The organism is Winogradskyella sp. PG-2 (assembly GCF_000828715.1).
GTDB lineage: Bacteria > Bacteroidota > Bacteroidia > Flavobacteriales > Flavobacteriaceae > Winogradskyella.
The window spans coordinates 1,684,878-1,702,727 of sequence record NZ_AP014583.1; the positions used below are offsets into that span (position 1 = coordinate 1,684,878).

Below are 17,850 nucleotides of genomic sequence, written 5' to 3' on the forward strand. Positions count from 1 at the left end.
GTTCTACATAGAAGCTTTTTTTAGGACATAATATATGATTAAGCCTATATTATCGTTACTATTAAATATATTTGAACACAGATATTTATTGATGAGTAAAAGAGTATTTAAAATTTTAATTTTCCTTACAGGAATTACAACCTCATGTTATTGTCAAGAAGTTACTGCATTATGGCAATCTCACTTTTCTTATAATAATATAGTTGATGTGGTCAGTGGCGATAATAAGATATATGCTGCTTCTGATAATGCTGTTTTTGAATACGATATATTAACTAATGAAATAAAAACCATAACTACAGTAGAAGGCTTATCTGGTGAACAAATCACAACCATATATTATAGCACAATAGATCAATACTTATTAATTGGTTATGAGTCAGGCTTAATGGAAGTTTACTCTGAGACAGATAATTCTGTGTTGACTATAGTAGATATTCTCGAAAAACAGAATATCACTCCAGTTAATAAACGAATTAACCATTTTTATGAAGAAGGTGGCTTAGTTTATATTTCAACAAATTATGGAATTTCTATTTATGATTTAGAACGCTTAGAGTTTGGTGACACCTATTTTTTAGGAAATGGAGGAGAACAGATTACTGTTAAACAAGTCTCAATTTTGAATAACCAAATTTTTGCAGCCTGTTTAAATAATAACGGAATAAAAAAAGCGAATTTAGATAACCCTAATTTAATTGACTTTTCTCAATGGGAAACAGTTATTTCGGGTGATTATTATACTATGAGTACAATAAATGACAAATTGTATTCAATTAGATCTAACAGCGTTCTTTATGAGATTGATGAAACTTCTATTAATACCCTTCTTACATTACCAGCACTGCCTTTAGATGCAGACGTGTCTGATTCTAGTTTAATTTTTCCTACTATAAATACGGTTTATGTATATGATCAAAATATTCAATTAACAAACAGTTTTCAACCAACTGAAGATGATGAAACTAACTTTACATCTGCTACAGCAGTAAATGGGGTTATTTACATCGGTACAGAAACTTTTGGGCTTTTGAGTAACCAACTTTCAAGCACTATTGATTATTTAGAGATTATACCAAATGGACCATCAGACAATAATATTTTTAAATTAGACGCTTCTACAGAAACTGTCTGGGCTACCTATGGGGAGTATACAGAAGCTCTTAATCCATTTCCTTTATCTTCTCGAGGAATGAGCTATTTAAATGAAGATATTTGGGAGAATATTCCTTTTGATAGCTTATTAGGTACAAGAGAGTTGAATGAAATTACTCCGAATATATTCAATCCAAATCAAGTATTTATAAGTTCTTTTAAAGATGGGATTTTAGAGCTTAATGATTTTGAGCCCACTACTTTATTTAATCAAACAAATAGTGGTTTGGAATCTTTAATACTACCTAATAATCCAAGTTTTGTAGGTATTAGAGTGTCTGGTGCTGAATTTGACAGAAATGGTTTATTATGGTCAGTAACAAGTAGGGTAGATAGAGCATTAAAGTCTTATAATCCTATGACTAACTCATGGCAAGGCTATAGTTTTTCTGATATAATTTCTGATGCGTTATCTGATGAATTAGGTTTTTTTGACATGGCGGTTGATAATAATGGAACAAAATGGATTGGGTCTTATTCCAATGGATTAATGGCATACAATGAGAATATTACAAATAGTCCACTTAGAAATATTAATTCTGAAGGACAAGGCGTAGAGCCGTTTACAAGATTTACCGCCTTAGCAGTTGATAATAGAAATCAATTATGGGTTGGCACAACTAAGGGCTTAAGAGTATTATTTAATACAGGTGGTTTTTATGAAGATCCTAATCCAATATTAAGAGCCATAATAATTTTAGAAGATGGTATTCCTAAAGAATTATTAGATGACCAATCTATTACAGATATAGAAGTAGATGGGTCTAATAATAAATGGGTGGGTACTGCAGATTCAGGAATTTTCTATTTTTCTTCAGATGGTCAAAATACGATCTATCATTTCACTAAAGATAATTCACCTTTACCATCTAATGCAATTAATGATATTTCAGTAGATTCTGATAATGGATTGGTTTATATAGCCACTAATCGAGGGCTATTATCTTTTAGGGCAGGAGGCTCTAAACCAGAAGATACTTTAGAAAAAGCATTTGCTTATCCTAACCCAGTTAGACCAGAATATGATCTTTTAGGGTTTAACGATCTTAATGATATTAACAAGGGTATTAAGATTAATGGACTCACTGATAGCGTAAATATTAAGATTACAGATATTGAAGGTAACTTAGTAGCAGAGGCCCAATCTAATGTAAACCAAAGATCCTCAGCTGCTAATTATAATTTTGCTATAGATGGAGGCACAGCTGTATGGAATGGTAAGAACCTAGGAAATGCTATTGTAAGAAGTCGTGTGTATTTGATTATGATTTCGGATTTAGATTCTTTTGAGACCAAAGTATTAAAAGTACTCATAGTTAGATAACACATGCTTACAAAAAATAATAGCATCGTTCTTTCAAAATTAAAATATAGAGACTACGACCTCATTGTAAAATGCTATACACAACAAAGAGGTGTGGTTAGTTATCTTTTAAGAGGAGTACTGAAATCTAAAAAAGGAAAGACTAAAACGGTTTATTTTCAGGCACTGTCTCAGCTTCAAATAGACGAAAATTATAAGCCAAACCAATCACTTCATTCAATAAAAGAAGTAAAGCTTAATTATATATATAAGAGTCTTCATACAAATATCTATAAGAGCGCTATTGTTCTATTTTTGTCCGAAGTGTTGTCTAATGTACTTAAGGAAGAAGAAAAAAATGAAGACCTGTTTAATTATATCGAAACAGCTTTACAATATTTAGATAATGAAAATCAATTTTCAAATTTTCATTTATTATTTCTCTTAAAATTAACAAGATACCTAGGGTTTCAGCCAGAAAATTTAAACAGTAATTATCCATTTTTCAATCTTAAGTCTGGTGTTTTTGAAGCCACTAATAATGGAATTTACTCAATTTCAGGAGAAAATTTAACACTGTTAAAACGCTTGTTGGGTATAAATTTTGATGCTTTAAGTTTTGTAAAGATTAATGCAAAGCAAAGACAAGAGTTTTTAAATATGTTATTGTATTATTTTGAATTACATTTGGGGGGTTTTAAAAAACCTAAATCATTGCAGGTGCTTAACGACGTATTTCATTAAGCCAATTTTACGAAACGATTTTAATGACGATGCGATTAAAAGTGAAATACACTACGATACTTAGTCTTTTTATACTTCTATTTTCTCAGTTGGTTTTTTCACAAAGCATAACTGTTTTAGAACAAGACAGTAATGAACCAATTCCAGGTGTAGCATTATATAACTTAAATAAAACTAAGTATGTCATTACAGATATAAATGGAAAAGCTAAACTAGATAACTTCAATGACCGAGAAACAATATATTTTCAGAACCTCTTATATGAAAAGCTACAACTAAAGAAAATAGAAATTGCGGATAAAAATTATATTATTTATTTAAATCTTAAAATTGAGAGTTTAAATCAAATTGTAATATCAGCTTCTAAGTTTGAACAAAGTAAACGAGATATTCCTCAAACAATAGTTAGTATTAATGCAAAAGACATCTCATTAACCAATCCTCAGACTAGTGCAGATTTATTAGAAAACACGGGTAATATTTACATTCAAAAAAGTCAATTGGGTGGTGGAAGCCCAATGATTAGAGGTTTTTCTACGAACAGACTTTTAATCACTGTAGACGGAGTAAGAATGAATAATGCCATTTTTAGAGGTGGTAATCTACAAAATGTCATATCAATTGATCCACTTTCTGTTCAAAGTACCGAAGTTACACTTGGTGCAGGTTCAGTTGTTTACGGAAGTGATGCTATTGGTGGTGTTATGAGTTTTTATACTAAGAAGCCCCAATTATCTTATAAAGATAAATTGTTTATTAATGGTAATGCCTTAGTTAGATATGCAAGTGCTAATACTGAGAAAACTGGGCACTTTGATTTAAATTTAGGTTATAAAAAATGGGCCTTTCTAACTAATATTAGCTACACAGATTTTGATGATTTAAGAATGGGGAGTAACGGTCCAAATGATTACCTTAGAACAGAGTATGTCATAAGACAAAATGGAGAGGACGTTATTGTCACCAATGAAAATCCTAATGTTCAGGTACCAACTGCATATAGTCAAATTAATTTAATGCAGAAAGTACGTTATGAACCTTCTGATAATTTGAATTTTGATTTAGGTCTCTATTACACAACAACTTCAGATTATCCAAGATATGATAGATTAATAAGGCCAAGAGGTGAGACATTACGATCTGCCGAGTGGCAATATGGTCCACAAAAATGGTTTATGGGTAATATACAATTAACCAAGGTTAGTAGTAGTTCTAATTTGTATGATAAAATACAAGCAACTGTCGCTTATCAAAATTTTGTAGAAAGTAGAAGTGATAGAGATTTTCAATCCGACGTAAGAGATATAAGAGAAGAAAATGTAGATGCTATTTCTTTTAATTTAGATTTAGAGAAAAAATTACATTCTAAAACAACACTATATTACGGTTTAGAATATCTATATAATACAGTAGGTTCTGAAGGAAGAGAGGAAAATATTACCACAAACACTAGTGTTCCTAATGTGACACGTTATCCAAATGGAGCAACTTGGCAATCTGTAGCAGCCTATACAAGTCTAAAATATAAACCAAATAAGAAGTTTGTTTTTCAGTCAGGTTTAAGATTTAATCAAGTTGTTGCCAATGCAGATTTTAAAGAGAATAATGCATTTTTAAATCTTCCTTTTGATGATGCTAAAGTTAATACAGGAGCATTAACAGGAACCGCTGGAATAACCTGGTCTCCAAGTAATATGATACAATGGAAACTGAATGCTTCTACGGCATTTAGAGCACCTAATATTGATGATATAGGAAAAGTATTTGATTCTGAGCCTGGTTCGGTAGTGGTGCCAAATAAAGATTTAAAAGCTGAGTATGCTTATGGAGGAGAATTAGGCTTGAAATTGAACTTTGATGATAAAATGATTATAGACTTAGCAACCTACTATACATTTTTGGATAACGCTTTAATCCGAAGAGATTTTGAAATAAATGGAGAAACGGAAATAGAATATGATGGAGAATTGAGTAATGTTCAGGCTATACAAAACGCATCTAAGGCATGGATCTATGGATTTGAAGCGGGATTAGAGGTGAATTTCTCAGATCAATTAAAACTACGTTCACAATATAATATCATTGGAGGATCAGAGGATAATGAAGGTGTTGAAGTACCAGTGAGGCATATTGCGCCTAGTTTTGGTCGTACACACTTTATATGGAAAAAAAAGAAACTATTATTTGATGCTTATTTAGTTTACAATAATGATTTATCATTTAATCAATTAGCACCTTCTGAAGTATCTAAAGACTATTTATATGCTAGTGATGAGAATGGAAATCCCTATGCACCATCTTGGTATACTTTTAATTTGAGAACACAATATCAGTGGAATGAAAAGCTTAGCGTTACAGCAAGTTTAGAAAATATTACTGATCAACGCTATCAACCATACTCTTCAGGTATTGCTGCACCAGGAAGAAACTTAATTTTAGCATTAAAATATGCATTATAAAAAAGCTTTATCATATTTTGATAAAGCTCTTAATTTATATTGGGTGTTAAATTTTAGTGTTGTTTCATAGCTTTTTTACTAATAATTTGTCCATTAGATAAAGTCACTTTGGCTATGTAAGCAGCTTTGCTCAATTGAGATAAATTATATATCTCAGTAGAACTGTTTCCTTCTAGCTTATATATTAATCTTCCAGTTACATCAATAATATCAACATTAACAATTGTAAGATCTGAATTCACCTTTACTTTCACATCACCATCAGTAAGTTCTATTATAGTCAAATCACTAGCATCAATTAAATTATCTTTAATTGAAAGTGCATCTGGTGTAAATACAATTTCAAAACGGTTGTCAAATTTACCTGTTTCCGATGTAAATGTATAATCGGACGTGCTGAGTTCATGAATAGTATTACTCAAATTATCAATAACATATATTGGGTTAGAAGTCATAAATTCTCCTTCTAATTGAGCTATGGATAAGGTGTAAATTGTTGCTTCATTAATTGAAGTATAAAACCCTAAAGGAATAACTTCATCTAAGGTCAAGCTATTTATGTTTTTTCCTTGAATTGCAAACTGTTTTTCATTATTTCCAATCGTAGTATAAATGTTTGAATTTACATCAGTAGAACCATTTCTCGGTGCATCGTAATACATTCCATCATATTCATTAGAGGCATTTTCTGTATAGCCTATTAGAATTTCATTAAATACTCCATTATCAGATTCTAAATTTAACCAGATTTTATTATTTTGATTTGCGACAGGATCATTTCTGAAAAACAAATTATTATTTCCTGTACTTCTCATAGCATTATTAAAAATAATATCTGCTGATTTAATGGTAGGATTACCATCATAAGCTGGTGATGTATCAGACATTGAAATAAAGAACCCTTGCCCAGAAGGAATAAATCCATTAGGGGTAGTATCTCCTCCTGCTGATACAGCTCCTAAACCGTTTACAATAGCATAATCAGATTGAGAAAAGTTAATATTCTCATTTCCGTTATCAGTGTCTGTTGGAACTGTATTTTGAGACCAAATAAAAATAGCTCCGTCTATTGCTCCGCCAGTAACATTACCATCAATTATGGCAGTATTTTGAGTAAGGAAACCATTTGGGCCATTAATTTCAATAGCAGATGGATATGGGTTTCCAATCAGATTCCAATTATTATCTCCAGTTTCAGAATCATTTCTGTAAATAGTTACTGTATTGGCATTACCATTATTAAATAATCCAGAGAATGTATATCTAATGTTACATAATGGGCCAGGACAGCCAGGTGTCGCTCCAAATACTGCGGGATCATGTGCTGTTGCATAGCCTGTACCAAAAGCAAGTGTTGTCGAGGTGTTAGTAATTGCTTGCCAGTCCCATGGTGCTGCATCATCTATATCATCAAGTCCAGGAGTATTTCCTGTCGTATTATCGTTACCACTCTCAAAGGTTGAATCTAGATAGTTTTGAGCATTAAACCAAAAACGTTTGTTAGGATCGGAATTGGATAAAGCACCACCGACTGTTTCGTTAATTACTGGCGAACCCCAATAGGTGTATTCGTATGCATTATTAGCACCGGCAGTTTCTTTAATTACATTTAAATTAGAAGGCGTAGCTGCAGTTACTAGGCCACTATCATTAATTTGAACAAATGAACCTTGAGGTTCAATATTAATTCCACCAGTTGTAGTATTATTAACAATTAAATCATTTTCTACTTGAACAAAATGACCATCATTTATAATTAGGGTAATATTGTCGTTTATTGTTAAGTTACAGGCATTGAAACTTTGTTGTAGTCCAGAATCTGCAGTAGAAAAATTACTTGCTAATATAACATTACAAGAAAGTGTAGGAAGTGTATCTATTGCAGTGCCATCATTCCAAGTCCAGTTGGTGCCGTCCCAAGTAGCTGCACTCAGTGTAACACCAATTGCATTTGAGGCTGTATAACATGTTGCATCATTTTCTCGTACTTCGCAATAGAACTGATAATCAGATACACTGCTTACGTCTGAAATAACGAGATTAGGTGAATTAGTGGTAGTCGTGTAAATTCCTCCATTAGTAACACTTTGCCATCCAAGACCTGATTGTGATGGATCATATAAGTACCAATGATACTCAATTGCGTTACCTCCAATAAAACCTTCACTTGCCGAAATGGTGAGTGTTATTTCATTACAAGCCGTTGTTGATGTTGTAATAGAGTTAACAACGGGAGGTGTCCCAATAGAAAAATCATACAGTCCAATATTAGAATAATCGTTATCAGCACAAGCAGTCCAATCAGTATATGCCCAATCAGCAATATTAAATATTGTGTTTGGTAAACTTGCTGAGTTATTGTTACGAGTAAAAACCACTCCTTCAGAACCAATTCCTAATGGGTCAGCCCAAGTATCAGATAAATATTCTCCCCAAGAATCTACATGTGTAGTTCCGTCATATAGACGAATATGATCATCACCGTTTGTAACAAAATTTATACCAGCGGATCCTGTTTGATCAGATAAAGATCCATCAGCTCCTGTAATTCCTGTACATTCAGAAGAGCCTGCGCTAACGGACAACACATAAATGTTTCCAGATGCTAAATTAACACTGTTAAGTGTTATCACTCCACCATTTTGAGTGGCATTACCATTATTGAAGAATTGAATACTATAACTGCCTAAATTTATTGTTGAACCTGTACCGTTATAAATTTCAATATATGTAAGTCCACCAGTACTGGCGTCTGTAACTTCTGAAATAAAAAGATCAGTTGGTGTTGTTCCACTAGAACCTTCGCAACTTGATATTTCGGACTCAATAATAGTAAATGGTGTCGTGCCAGGACAACCTAAATCATCAACAATCTCTAAATTACCGGAGCTAGCACCAGAAGGTACAGTAACTTCCATTTCTGTTGAAGAAATATTATTTACGGTAGTAACCACACCATTAAATGATGCTGTGGCAGTAGAAAGATTTGTTCCTGTTACTGTAACGACTGTACCTGCAGGGCCAGAAGTTGGTAAAGCCGTAATTGCACTAGCCGCACAAAGTCCATTACCTGTTACGGTAAAAATATAAGGATTATTATCACTGTCATCACTTATTATTTCTATGATAACAGTCCTTGCTCCAATAGCAGTAGGACTAAATTCAATGTCAAAAAGACTATAATCGAGCGCAGCAATCGGAGACGATGGTGAAGAAGAAATAGAAAAATCACCAACATCACCACTAAATACTGTAACACTAGTAATAGTTAAGTCTTGTGTGCCACCAAAATTTTCTATTCTAAAAGTGTTGGTACTAGTACCACCAATAGTTACGCCACCAAAATCTGTTCCGTCAAATGCAGCTGGTGTTGTATCAGGATTGCTTATATCTGGAAAATTTGCTGTTGTTCCTTCTAAATTAATTTCTGGACCAATAGGTGTACAAGGAGAAATTAGTGAGTTTACGCCTGGTGAGCCTCCATTAATAACTTCCCAATAATTTGAACTTGTTGCAGAATTATCTATAGAAGTATCAATGACGTGCAATGATGTAGTATTTCCACCATCAGAAGAATTATAAGTAACATTATCAATAGTAGTTGTTCCATCAGAAGCAATGAGCGAAATAGGGTCAGAAGTATTATTTAATGTCCCTGTACCAGAACCGTTAGTGTAATCTGGAGTAAACGGACAATCTGGATTAAAGTCTGCACCACCTCCATCACCAAGAGCTATGGTAAAACAATCCCCATCAGCTAAAACCACTCCACTTGAAGGAAAGGTAAATTCGGTTGTCCCATCAACTTCAATGGTATAATTATTTAAAACTTGCGCACTTCCAGAGACATTACAGATTTCTATCCATTCGTCATCTGTACCTGAAGTGTTATACATAATTTCTGTAATAACAACATCAGATATGGCAGGAATATCATTGTCTGTAATCGTTAAAATATGTTGAGTGTCAGTACCTAAAACAGCAGAATCTCCCCCTGTTGGGTTAGTCAAATTTAATACTATATTTTCATCTCCCTCAATTAAAAGATCATCATTAGAGATAAATACAGTAAGGCATTGGTTAGCACTACTATTTGCAGGGAAAGTTAATGTTTGAGGAAAAATAATTGCAGCTGGTATACCAGCACCATCATCATAGTCTGAACCATTTACTGCAGTTGAACTTCCGTCTAAAATAATGTCTACTGTTGTAGCATTTGTTGTTGATGGGTTTATGATTTCCACACAAACATCAATAAACAAACCGTCTTCTGCTAATATAGACGATGTAGAAACGAATTCTACAATACTATTTGTGGCAGACGGTGTACCTTCAATAATAACATCATCAATATTCCATGATTCATTACTACTATTATTATTAACTATAAAACCAACCAAAAAATTAGACGCAATTGCAGCATCAGTATCTGGGATATTAATAATAATATTGTCTATTGGATTAGCATTTGTAGAACTATAACTCGTTGGGTTGTCATCTCCGTCATAAGTAATAGTTCTATTTGTACCAGAATTAAACGCCCATCGAGCATTAGAATTCCCAGTTATTTCTAATTCATAAGACCAAGTGACACCATTATCTAAACTTATATATACATCTACGTAATCTCCACCATCAAGCCCATTACCCGTGGATCCAATTGAAAAACCAGCAAGATTGAACTCAACTTGAACGGATTCATATGCAGTAATATTAGTAGGGCCAAAATCAACATCAACATTAGTGTCTCTTACACGCCACGATTTATTAGAACTTGTAAATTGAGGGGAATTTTGAGGTCTATCTCCTCCTCCAGAATTACCACTTACCGAATTGAAGGCACCTGTATTAAAAGAATAATTTAAAGTAGGGGTTGCAGGAATGTTTTCAAAATCTTGTACTGCAATTGTAACTTGCCCATAACCAAATGTTACGGCACAACAAATTAGTAGGTAGAATAAATAGTATTTTTTAATCATAGGGATAATTAAGGGATTAACCATTTTCAAATATACAGCAAAATACCTGTATGTCAGGGCATTGTAAGATAAGGAATTATTAACAAATTGTTATACTTTTACCATTGTGAACCTACAAAAAACCTATACCATCGATGAAGCGCAAAAAAAACTTGAAGGCTATTGTGCCTACCAAGAGCGTTGCCATAAAGAAGTGAGGACGAAGTTAAGGGAAATGAAAATGATTCCTGAGGCTGTTGATAAAATTATGGTGCATTTGATACAGCATAATTATCTTAACGAAGAACGTTTTGCCAAGGCTTTTGTTAGAGGGAAATTTAGAATTAAAAAATGGGGAAAAAATAGATTGTTAAGAGAATTAAAGTTTAGAGAAATTTCTAAGTATAGTATTGATGCAGCGCTTAAAGAAATTGATTTAGAAGACTATTATAAAACTTTAGATGAACTTGTGTTGAAGCGAATTAGCCAAGTCAAAGAGAAGAACGTATATAAAAAGAAAAAAAAGGTGGCAGATTACGTATTATATAGAGGTTGGGAATCGCATTTAATTTACGAAAAACTAAACGAACACCTTTAAAAAAAAGCCCTCTCAAATTAATGAAAGGGTTATTCTGTTAAGAGGATTTTGTTTTATAGGTTAAAACTTGCTCCAATATTTATAGTAAATTGGTTGTAAAATAAATCTACCTGATCATCATATTTAGCAAACGGAAATGCAGCCTCAGTGTAGATACCAAAACCTTCAGAGAAGAAATAACGTGCACCAAGGTGACCGCCAAAATTCTTTGTGCTTAAGCTCAAGCCAGGATAGAAATCAAAATTTTCATCGATATTTAGCACGCTACCAAGGTTGGCATTAAAACGTGCTTTTAAGTCAAAACGATCTCCAAAATCAGCAACATCAGCTAATACGTCATCAATGCCTAAGGCATAAGAAGACGATATACCAACCGAAATATTTTCACCTAAGCCATAATCATAGGTGATATTAATTCCCGTAGCTTCATCTTGAAAGTTAGCACCTATTTGAAATTTTTGATCTCCTTTTCCTTCAAAGGCTTGGGCACCTACAAATGAAACCGAAATTAATGCAATAATTAAAAATAAATTTTTCATACTATTTTATCTAAAATTTGAGATGGTAAATATATTACAAGTTTTTAATATGGAATCATTTTCCTGAAAACTCTTGAGTATTTGAAATGGCTTTTTCATTTTTCCAATCTATCCATTTCTGGCCTTTGATGCGCCTCATTAGATTATCATAATTACGCATTACAAAAACATTATAGATTGCTTTGGCAAGATTTTTTGGGTTTCTGGCAATGGCACGCAGGCTCATTGAGAATCCTGGTGTGATATATTTCATATAATGCCAATAGCCTTCTGGCATGTATAGAAGTTCGCCATGATTTAATTTACAAGTCCAACCTTGAGCTAGTTTTAGGGCTGGCCATTTTTTAAAATCTGGATTAGAAAAATCAATATCTTCTCTAGTGATTAAAGAATGAGGGATTTTATATAGATGCTTGTTTTGTTTTTGATCAAATAGAATACATTCTTTTTCGCCTTCAAAATGAAAATGAAAAATATTTGCTAAATCAATATCATAGTGCATAAATGTATGCGAATCTCTTCCACCAAAAAATAACATAGGTAAACTCTTCATAAGTCTAAGTCCAAAATCGGGATAACTAAAATCGTCTTGAAGCTGAGGTACTTCCTTTAAAACATTCCAAAGAAAAATTCTAAATTTAGTTGGCTCACGTTTCAATAAATCGACATATTCACTCATTTTCATGGTGGCATGGGCTTCATTGAAACCATCTTTATAATCTACTGGTCTGTCATCGTATAGTGGAACTGTTTTATTACCAGCAACTTTTTTCATGTAGTCTAAATTCCATTTAGAATATGCAGGCCAATCTTCTATAAAACGCTCTATCACCACTGGTTTTTGTGGTTTAAAATAGTGTTTTATAAAATCAGCTTTTGTGATGGTCTTAACACGCGGTATGTCTTGTAGATTGAATGAAGACATCTAAAATTTTAAAGATTAAAGTTAAGAAAACGTTACGAAATGAAATAAATTGTTTGTTAAAGTTTGTACATGTAAGTACTTCTCAGGTTAAAAAACATGAAAGGTAAGATCTCTAAATAGATGAAATTATTTTAAGGCCTTAGCTTTTAACTTGGCTTCTTCATTACGATCAATTGTATGATTTGGTCGAGACCATTTAGGCTTTTCACCTAAAGGTTGAAATTGAGAATCTTCAGCCTCTACAGATACAGGTTGCATTTTTTTAATAAACGGCTTTTGAGGATTTAAGCCTAAAAGTTTAAACATTTCCATATCCTCATTCACATCGGGATTTGGTGTTGTTAAAAGTTTATCTCCTGCAAATATTGAATTAGCACCAGCAAAGAAACACATCGCTTGACCTTCGCGTGTCATTTGAGTTCTTCCAGCAGATAAACGCACTTGAGTTTCAGGTAATACAATACGTGTTGTTGCTACCATACGAACCATATCCCAAATAGATACTGGTTTTTCTTCTTCCAATGGTGTACCTTCAACAGCAACTAAAGCATTAATTGGCGTAGACTCTGGTTGTGGGTCTAATGTTGAAAGTGCAACAAGCATTCCTGCTCGATCTTCAACCTTTTCTCCCATACCGATAATTCCACCAGAGCAAACAGTTACATTTGTTTTACGTACGTTATCAATTGTTTCTAAACGGTCCTCAAAACCTCTAGTAGAAATAACTTCTTTATAATATTCTTCAGACGAATCTAAGTTATGATTATATGCATATAAACCAGCTTCTGCTAATCGCTGCGCTTGGTTTTCAGTGACCATACCTAAGGTACAGCACACTTCCATATCTAGTTTATTAATAGTACGGACCATCTCTAAAACTTGGTCAAATTCTGGACCATCCTTCACATTTCTCCAAGCTGCTCCCATACAAACACGAGAACTTCCAGATGATTTTGCTCGTAATGCTTGTGCTTTTACTTGTTGAACACTCATTAAGTCATTGCCTTCAATATCTGTGTGATATCTTGCGGCTTGGGGACAGTAGCCACAATCTTCTGGACAACCACCTGTTTTAATAGATAATAATGTTGAGACCTGAACCGTATTAGGATCATGATTTTCTCTGTGTATTGTTGCTGCTTCATAGAGCAGTTCCATTAATGGTTTATTGTATATAGCTAGAATTTCTTCTTTCGTCCAGTTGTGTCTTACTATGCTCATATAGGTTACGTCTTAGTGAAGCAAAAATAGTTATAACCATTTAGATTCTCGTTCTGTTGCGTCTAAAATATCAATATTAAGTATAGATGCAATTTCTTTCGCTTTTTTGAAGGCATCATCTATATCTTGAGTATTATATGCTTCAATTTTTTGGTTAGTATTATAGAACATGTTTACTTTAATAACTTCATTTTTAACATTAGCTTCGGCGCTTAATGCTCTAACAGTTGTAGTTTCAGATGTTTTAAATACTGAAACATATTCAATATCAGGTAAATCATTCCATTTGCCAAATATGAGACTGAAAAAAGCGGTTATATTGCGATATTTCCTTTTTTCTAAATCAATTTCTACACCTGTAGTATGGACAAAAAAAATGACAAACCACATATGACAAAACCAAAAATATGTGGAAGATATGCTATTCCTAAAAAGAAGAAAGCAGCACCAAATATGAATTTCATTACTGGTACTGGTCTCTTGTAAATTATTTTACTCAAAATATAAGTTTATTATTACTCTTCAGACTTTTCAATTTCAGCATCTTCTGCTTCAATTTCTTTTTTGTCTTTACCCTTTAAATACTCAGGTAAGTCCATACCAGCCATATTAAACATTTCTTGTAAAGGCGGAACAGATTTATACATTCCGGATAAGAAATTAGCAGTCGATGATTTCCCATCTTCACCATTTCCACCATTATCCCAAACCGTTACTTTATCAATTTTAATGTTCTTTATTGCTTCAGCCTGAGTTTTTACTAATTCAGGTAATTTATCTGCAATCAATAACAATACAGCATCTCTACTATTGTTTCCTGCAGCTTTTACAATTTCATCTAACCCAGCCGCTTGCTTGGTTAAGACTTCATATAAGCCTTTTGCTTCAGCCTGTGCTTTAAATAATATCGCATCTGCTTCTCCTTTTGCACGTCTTCTGATACGCTCAGCTTCAGCTTCAGCGTCAATTTCTACTTTGCGTTTATCAATTTCTGCAGGTACAATAACATCAGCCATTTGAGACGAACGCTCACGTTCTGCTCTTGCAGCTTCTGCTTGTTGCTCAGCAGCATAAGACTCTTCCAAAGCTTTTGCAGATTGTACTTTTTCTGCAGCGATAGCCACACGCTCAGCTTCTGCTTCTCTTTGACGACGTAACGAATCTGAATTAGCAACCGATATTTTAGCCGAGTTTTCACCCTCTACAGCTTGTGCGTTTGCAGCAGCAACCTGTGTTCTTTCATCTTGTACAGCATTAGCTTCACCAATTGAACCATCTCTAGTTTTCTCTGCAACTGATTTACGAGCTGCATTAATAGCGTGCGCTGCAGCCTCTTTACCAAGAGCTTCGATATAACCAGACTCATCAACAATATCAGTTATGTTTACGTTGATTAACTTAAGTCCAACTTTCTTTAACTCTGATTCTACACTTGCAGAAATATTAGTTAAAAATTTATCGCGATCGTTATTAATTTCTTCAATATCCATTGAGGCCACAACTAAACGTAATTGACCAAAAATAATCTCTTGTGCTAATTCCTGTATTTCATTCTGACCCAGACCTAACAGACGTTCCGCTGCATTTTGCATAATTCCTGGTTCTGTAGAAATACCAATAGTAAATCGAGAAGGCACATTCACACGAATATTCTGTTTAGATAGTGCATTTACAAGATTAACTTCGATAGATATTGGGGTTAAATCCAAGAATTCATAATCTTGAATTACAGGCATTATGAATGCCGCACCACCATGAATACATTTAGCAGATTGTCCGCCTCCAACTTTTCCGTAGACCACTAATATGCGATCGGAAGGACATCGTTTGTAACGCTTAATTAAAATAATTAAGGTTAGTACAATAAATAGGGCTACGAATATTAACAGCATTGGTCCTCCAATACCTTCCATGATATTCTCTTGTATGGCAAGTAATTTCATATTGTGTTTTTTTAGGGTTAGTATTTAGTTTTTTACTTTTAATTATTGTCTAATAAACGATTTTCACCTTCCTGTAATTGTTTCTTTTCGGATTGAGAAGGCTCTATAGGTTTACGTGTTTGGTCCACGATAAGAATACCGTTAGATGTCACATCGACTACTTTTATAATGGTTCCGGATTTTAGTTCTGTCAATGAATCAGTAAGTGCATCTAACTCTCGCATAGTTCCTTGTACACTAACTGTAACTTTACCCATTTTAGAACGATCACCACCAATAGTTAAATAGACTTCACCAACAGCATCAATGGCATTTTTATAATTAAGTGTTCCACTATCTGTAAGTTTACTGATAAAGTAGAATAGCGTTGCCATAATCACCATCATTAATAATCCAGAAATAATAGATATAATAATTGTTATAGGTGTCGATAGTCCTACGTCAATACAAGCGATACCACTCCACCCGAAAATGGTAAAAAAGCCAACTAAGTTTTTAAAGGTTATAAATTGAAATCCTGCTCCATCAGTATCTAAGTCTGAATCTATGTCATCTAGACCGTCAGCATCTCCCCCTGTAAATGCCATAATCATAACTATTGAAAAAATCAACGAACCAATAATAGCAATTAACCAATATACTTTAGGTAAAACTTCTAAGTTTGAAAACCAGTCTAACATAATTTATAGAATAAAGGGTTAAACAATAAATATACATTCATTTATTAAGATAATTCAACCTTATTTTGAAAGTATAACAGACACTGCATTACCACCAAAGCCGACGGCATTAATCATAATTTTTGAAATCTTTTTTGGATGCGATTGCTCCAAATATGGAATGTCAATAAATATTTGATGGTTAAGCATAAGTATTGCCATTTCTATACTCAGTAATCCGGAAGCTCCTAAGCTATGACCTACTTGTATTTTATTAGTAGTCAATGAAGGAATTTTGTTACAAAAAATCTTATTTATTGCATTAAATTCTGCCAAGTCCCCTTTAATCGTGCCTGGGGTGTGTGTTACTATAATATCTATTTCATCTGGGTTTATGTTACCTAAAGCCATTGACATAGATCTTTGAAAGCAATCGGCATTAGTAGACAATGAAGCATTATGTTCTAAGAGTTCTGTTCCATAACCAATACCTTCAATATAAGCTAAAGCATTTTTAGATTCCCCAAGTTCTAAACAAGCCGATGCTGCAGCTTCACTTAAAATCATAGTGTTTTCTGTCTTATTAAAATCTAATGCTCTACAAGGAAATTCATCATTTTTTCTAGCATAGATTTTCAAAGCTTGCATTTGAGCAATTGTAAAAGGAGTTAATGGTGCTTCGCTACCACCAACTAAAAATTTATCACACATACCAGAATGTAACCAAGCGACTCCATTAAGCATGGCATGTAATGCGGTAGAACAGGTTATGGAATGTGAAATTTCAGGACCTTTAGTTTGTAAATCGTGAGCAATCCATGATGAGATATTACCAAGAGTTGTTGTTGGTGAACTTAAAGTTTCAGCCTTAGATTTATCTAAAAAGCTTTCAAAGTATTTTTCAAAAAGACCAGTTGCTCCTCTTGAAGAGCCAATATTAATTCCGAAATTATCAGATGATTTCCAACCGGCTTGTTTTACGGCTTCTCGTGCAGAAAAAATTCCGAATAAAACAGAATCATCGAGTTGTTTGTATTTGGTATTTGCTCGCCTTAGTTTTTCAATTTCTTGCTTAGCTTCATGAGATAATTCAGCTATAAATATATTTTCTTTTTTACTAAAAAAATGAGATTTAGATGTGTAGTTCTTCCATACAGTTTCTTTAGAAAAACCTAAAGGAGAAATGGATGTTATGGCAGTTATGGAAATGGGCTGATTCAATAGAAATTGTATTTAAAACAAAAGTAAGATTTAAACCCTAGTCTAAAAATCTACACTTACAATTTATTTTCAATTTGTAACATAACTTTGATTTAGTTGACTTACATTTAGTAATCAATTAAAAT

General features: G+C 33.3%; 12 protein-coding genes. 4 read left to right on the forward strand and 8 right to left on the reverse strand.

Features of this window, described 5'->3' with window-relative positions; translation table 11 throughout:
- The first annotated feature begins 91 nt into the window (after positions 1-91).
- Genes WPG_RS07495 through WPG_RS07505 form a run of 3 tightly spaced genes read left to right on the forward strand, consistent with a single transcriptional unit; the run spans position 92 to position 5,661 of the window.
- The gene (locus WPG_RS07495) at positions 92-2,479 is read left to right on the forward strand and encodes an ABC transporter substrate-binding protein (RefSeq protein ID WP_045470956.1); all 2,388 of its coding nucleotides are present in this window, start codon (positions 92-94) and stop codon (positions 2,477-2,479) included.
- Between the two features lie 3 nt (positions 2,480-2,482).
- Positions 2,483-3,202: a DNA repair protein RecO gene (gene recO / locus WPG_RS07500; RefSeq protein WP_045470958.1), complete on the forward strand. Its 720-nt coding sequence runs from the start codon at positions 2,483-2,485 to the stop codon at positions 3,200-3,202.
- Between the two features lie 23 nt (positions 3,203-3,225).
- Positions 3,226-5,661 carry a TonB-dependent receptor domain-containing protein gene (locus WPG_RS07505; RefSeq protein WP_045470959.1) on the forward strand — a complete coding sequence of 812 codons (2,436 nt, stop codon included), beginning with the start codon at positions 3,226-3,228 and terminating at the stop codon, positions 5,659-5,661.
- Between the two features lie 53 nt (positions 5,662-5,714).
- Here WPG_RS07505 and WPG_RS07510 read toward each other — a convergent pair whose 3' ends face one another.
- Complete coding sequence (locus WPG_RS07510) at positions 5,715-10,640, reverse strand: lamin tail domain-containing protein (RefSeq protein WP_171817166.1); 4,926 nt, start codon at positions 10,638-10,640, stop codon at positions 5,715-5,717.
- A gap of 106 nt (positions 10,641-10,746) precedes the next feature.
- Here WPG_RS07510 and WPG_RS07515 point away from each other — a divergent pair, with 106 nt between their 5' ends.
- Positions 10,747-11,217: a regulatory protein RecX gene (locus WPG_RS07515; protein ID WP_045470963.1), complete on the forward strand. Its 471-nt coding sequence runs from the start codon at positions 10,747-10,749 to the stop codon at positions 11,215-11,217.
- Between the two features lie 53 nt (positions 11,218-11,270).
- Here the strand turns inward: WPG_RS07515 and WPG_RS07520 are convergent, their stop codons facing one another.
- The 7 genes from WPG_RS07520 to WPG_RS07550 all read right to left on the reverse strand — a co-directional run bounded on the left by WPG_RS07520 (position 11,271) and on the right by WPG_RS07550 (position 17,725).
- Positions 11,271-11,756 carry a DUF6646 family protein gene (locus tag WPG_RS07520; protein ID WP_045470965.1) on the reverse strand — a complete coding sequence of 162 codons (486 nt, stop codon included), beginning with the start codon at positions 11,754-11,756 and terminating at the stop codon, positions 11,271-11,273.
- A 55-nt stretch (positions 11,757-11,811) separates the two neighbouring features.
- Positions 11,812-12,681: a cupin-like domain-containing protein gene (locus tag WPG_RS07525; RefSeq protein WP_045470967.1), complete on the reverse strand. Its 870-nt coding sequence runs from the start codon at positions 12,679-12,681 to the stop codon at positions 11,812-11,814.
- Positions 12,682-12,807: 126 nt separating this feature from the next.
- Entirely contained in the window at positions 12,808-13,902 is a 1,095-nt protein-coding gene (bioB, locus tag WPG_RS07530) for a biotin synthase BioB (protein ID WP_045470969.1), read from the reverse strand.
- Between the two features lie 30 nt (positions 13,903-13,932).
- A complete protein-coding gene (locus tag WPG_RS07535) occupies positions 13,933-14,292 on the reverse strand; it encodes a hypothetical protein (RefSeq protein WP_045470970.1) in 360 nt (119 codons plus the stop codon).
- 125 nt (positions 14,293-14,417) lie between these two features.
- Positions 14,418-15,845, reverse strand: coding sequence for a flotillin family protein (locus WPG_RS07540; RefSeq protein WP_084221546.1), 1,428 nt, complete (start codon positions 15,843-15,845; stop codon positions 14,418-14,420).
- Between the two features lie 38 nt (positions 15,846-15,883).
- On the reverse strand, positions 15,884-16,525 hold the full coding sequence (locus WPG_RS07545) for a hypothetical protein (protein ID WP_045470974.1): 642 nt from the start codon (positions 16,523-16,525) through the stop codon (positions 15,884-15,886).
- Positions 16,526-16,585: 60 nt separating this feature from the next.
- On the reverse strand, positions 16,586-17,725 hold the full coding sequence (locus WPG_RS07550; protein WP_045470976.1) for a beta-ketoacyl synthase N-terminal-like domain-containing protein: 1,140 nt from the start codon (positions 17,723-17,725) through the stop codon (positions 16,586-16,588).
- Positions 17,726-17,850: the final 125 nt, after the last annotated feature.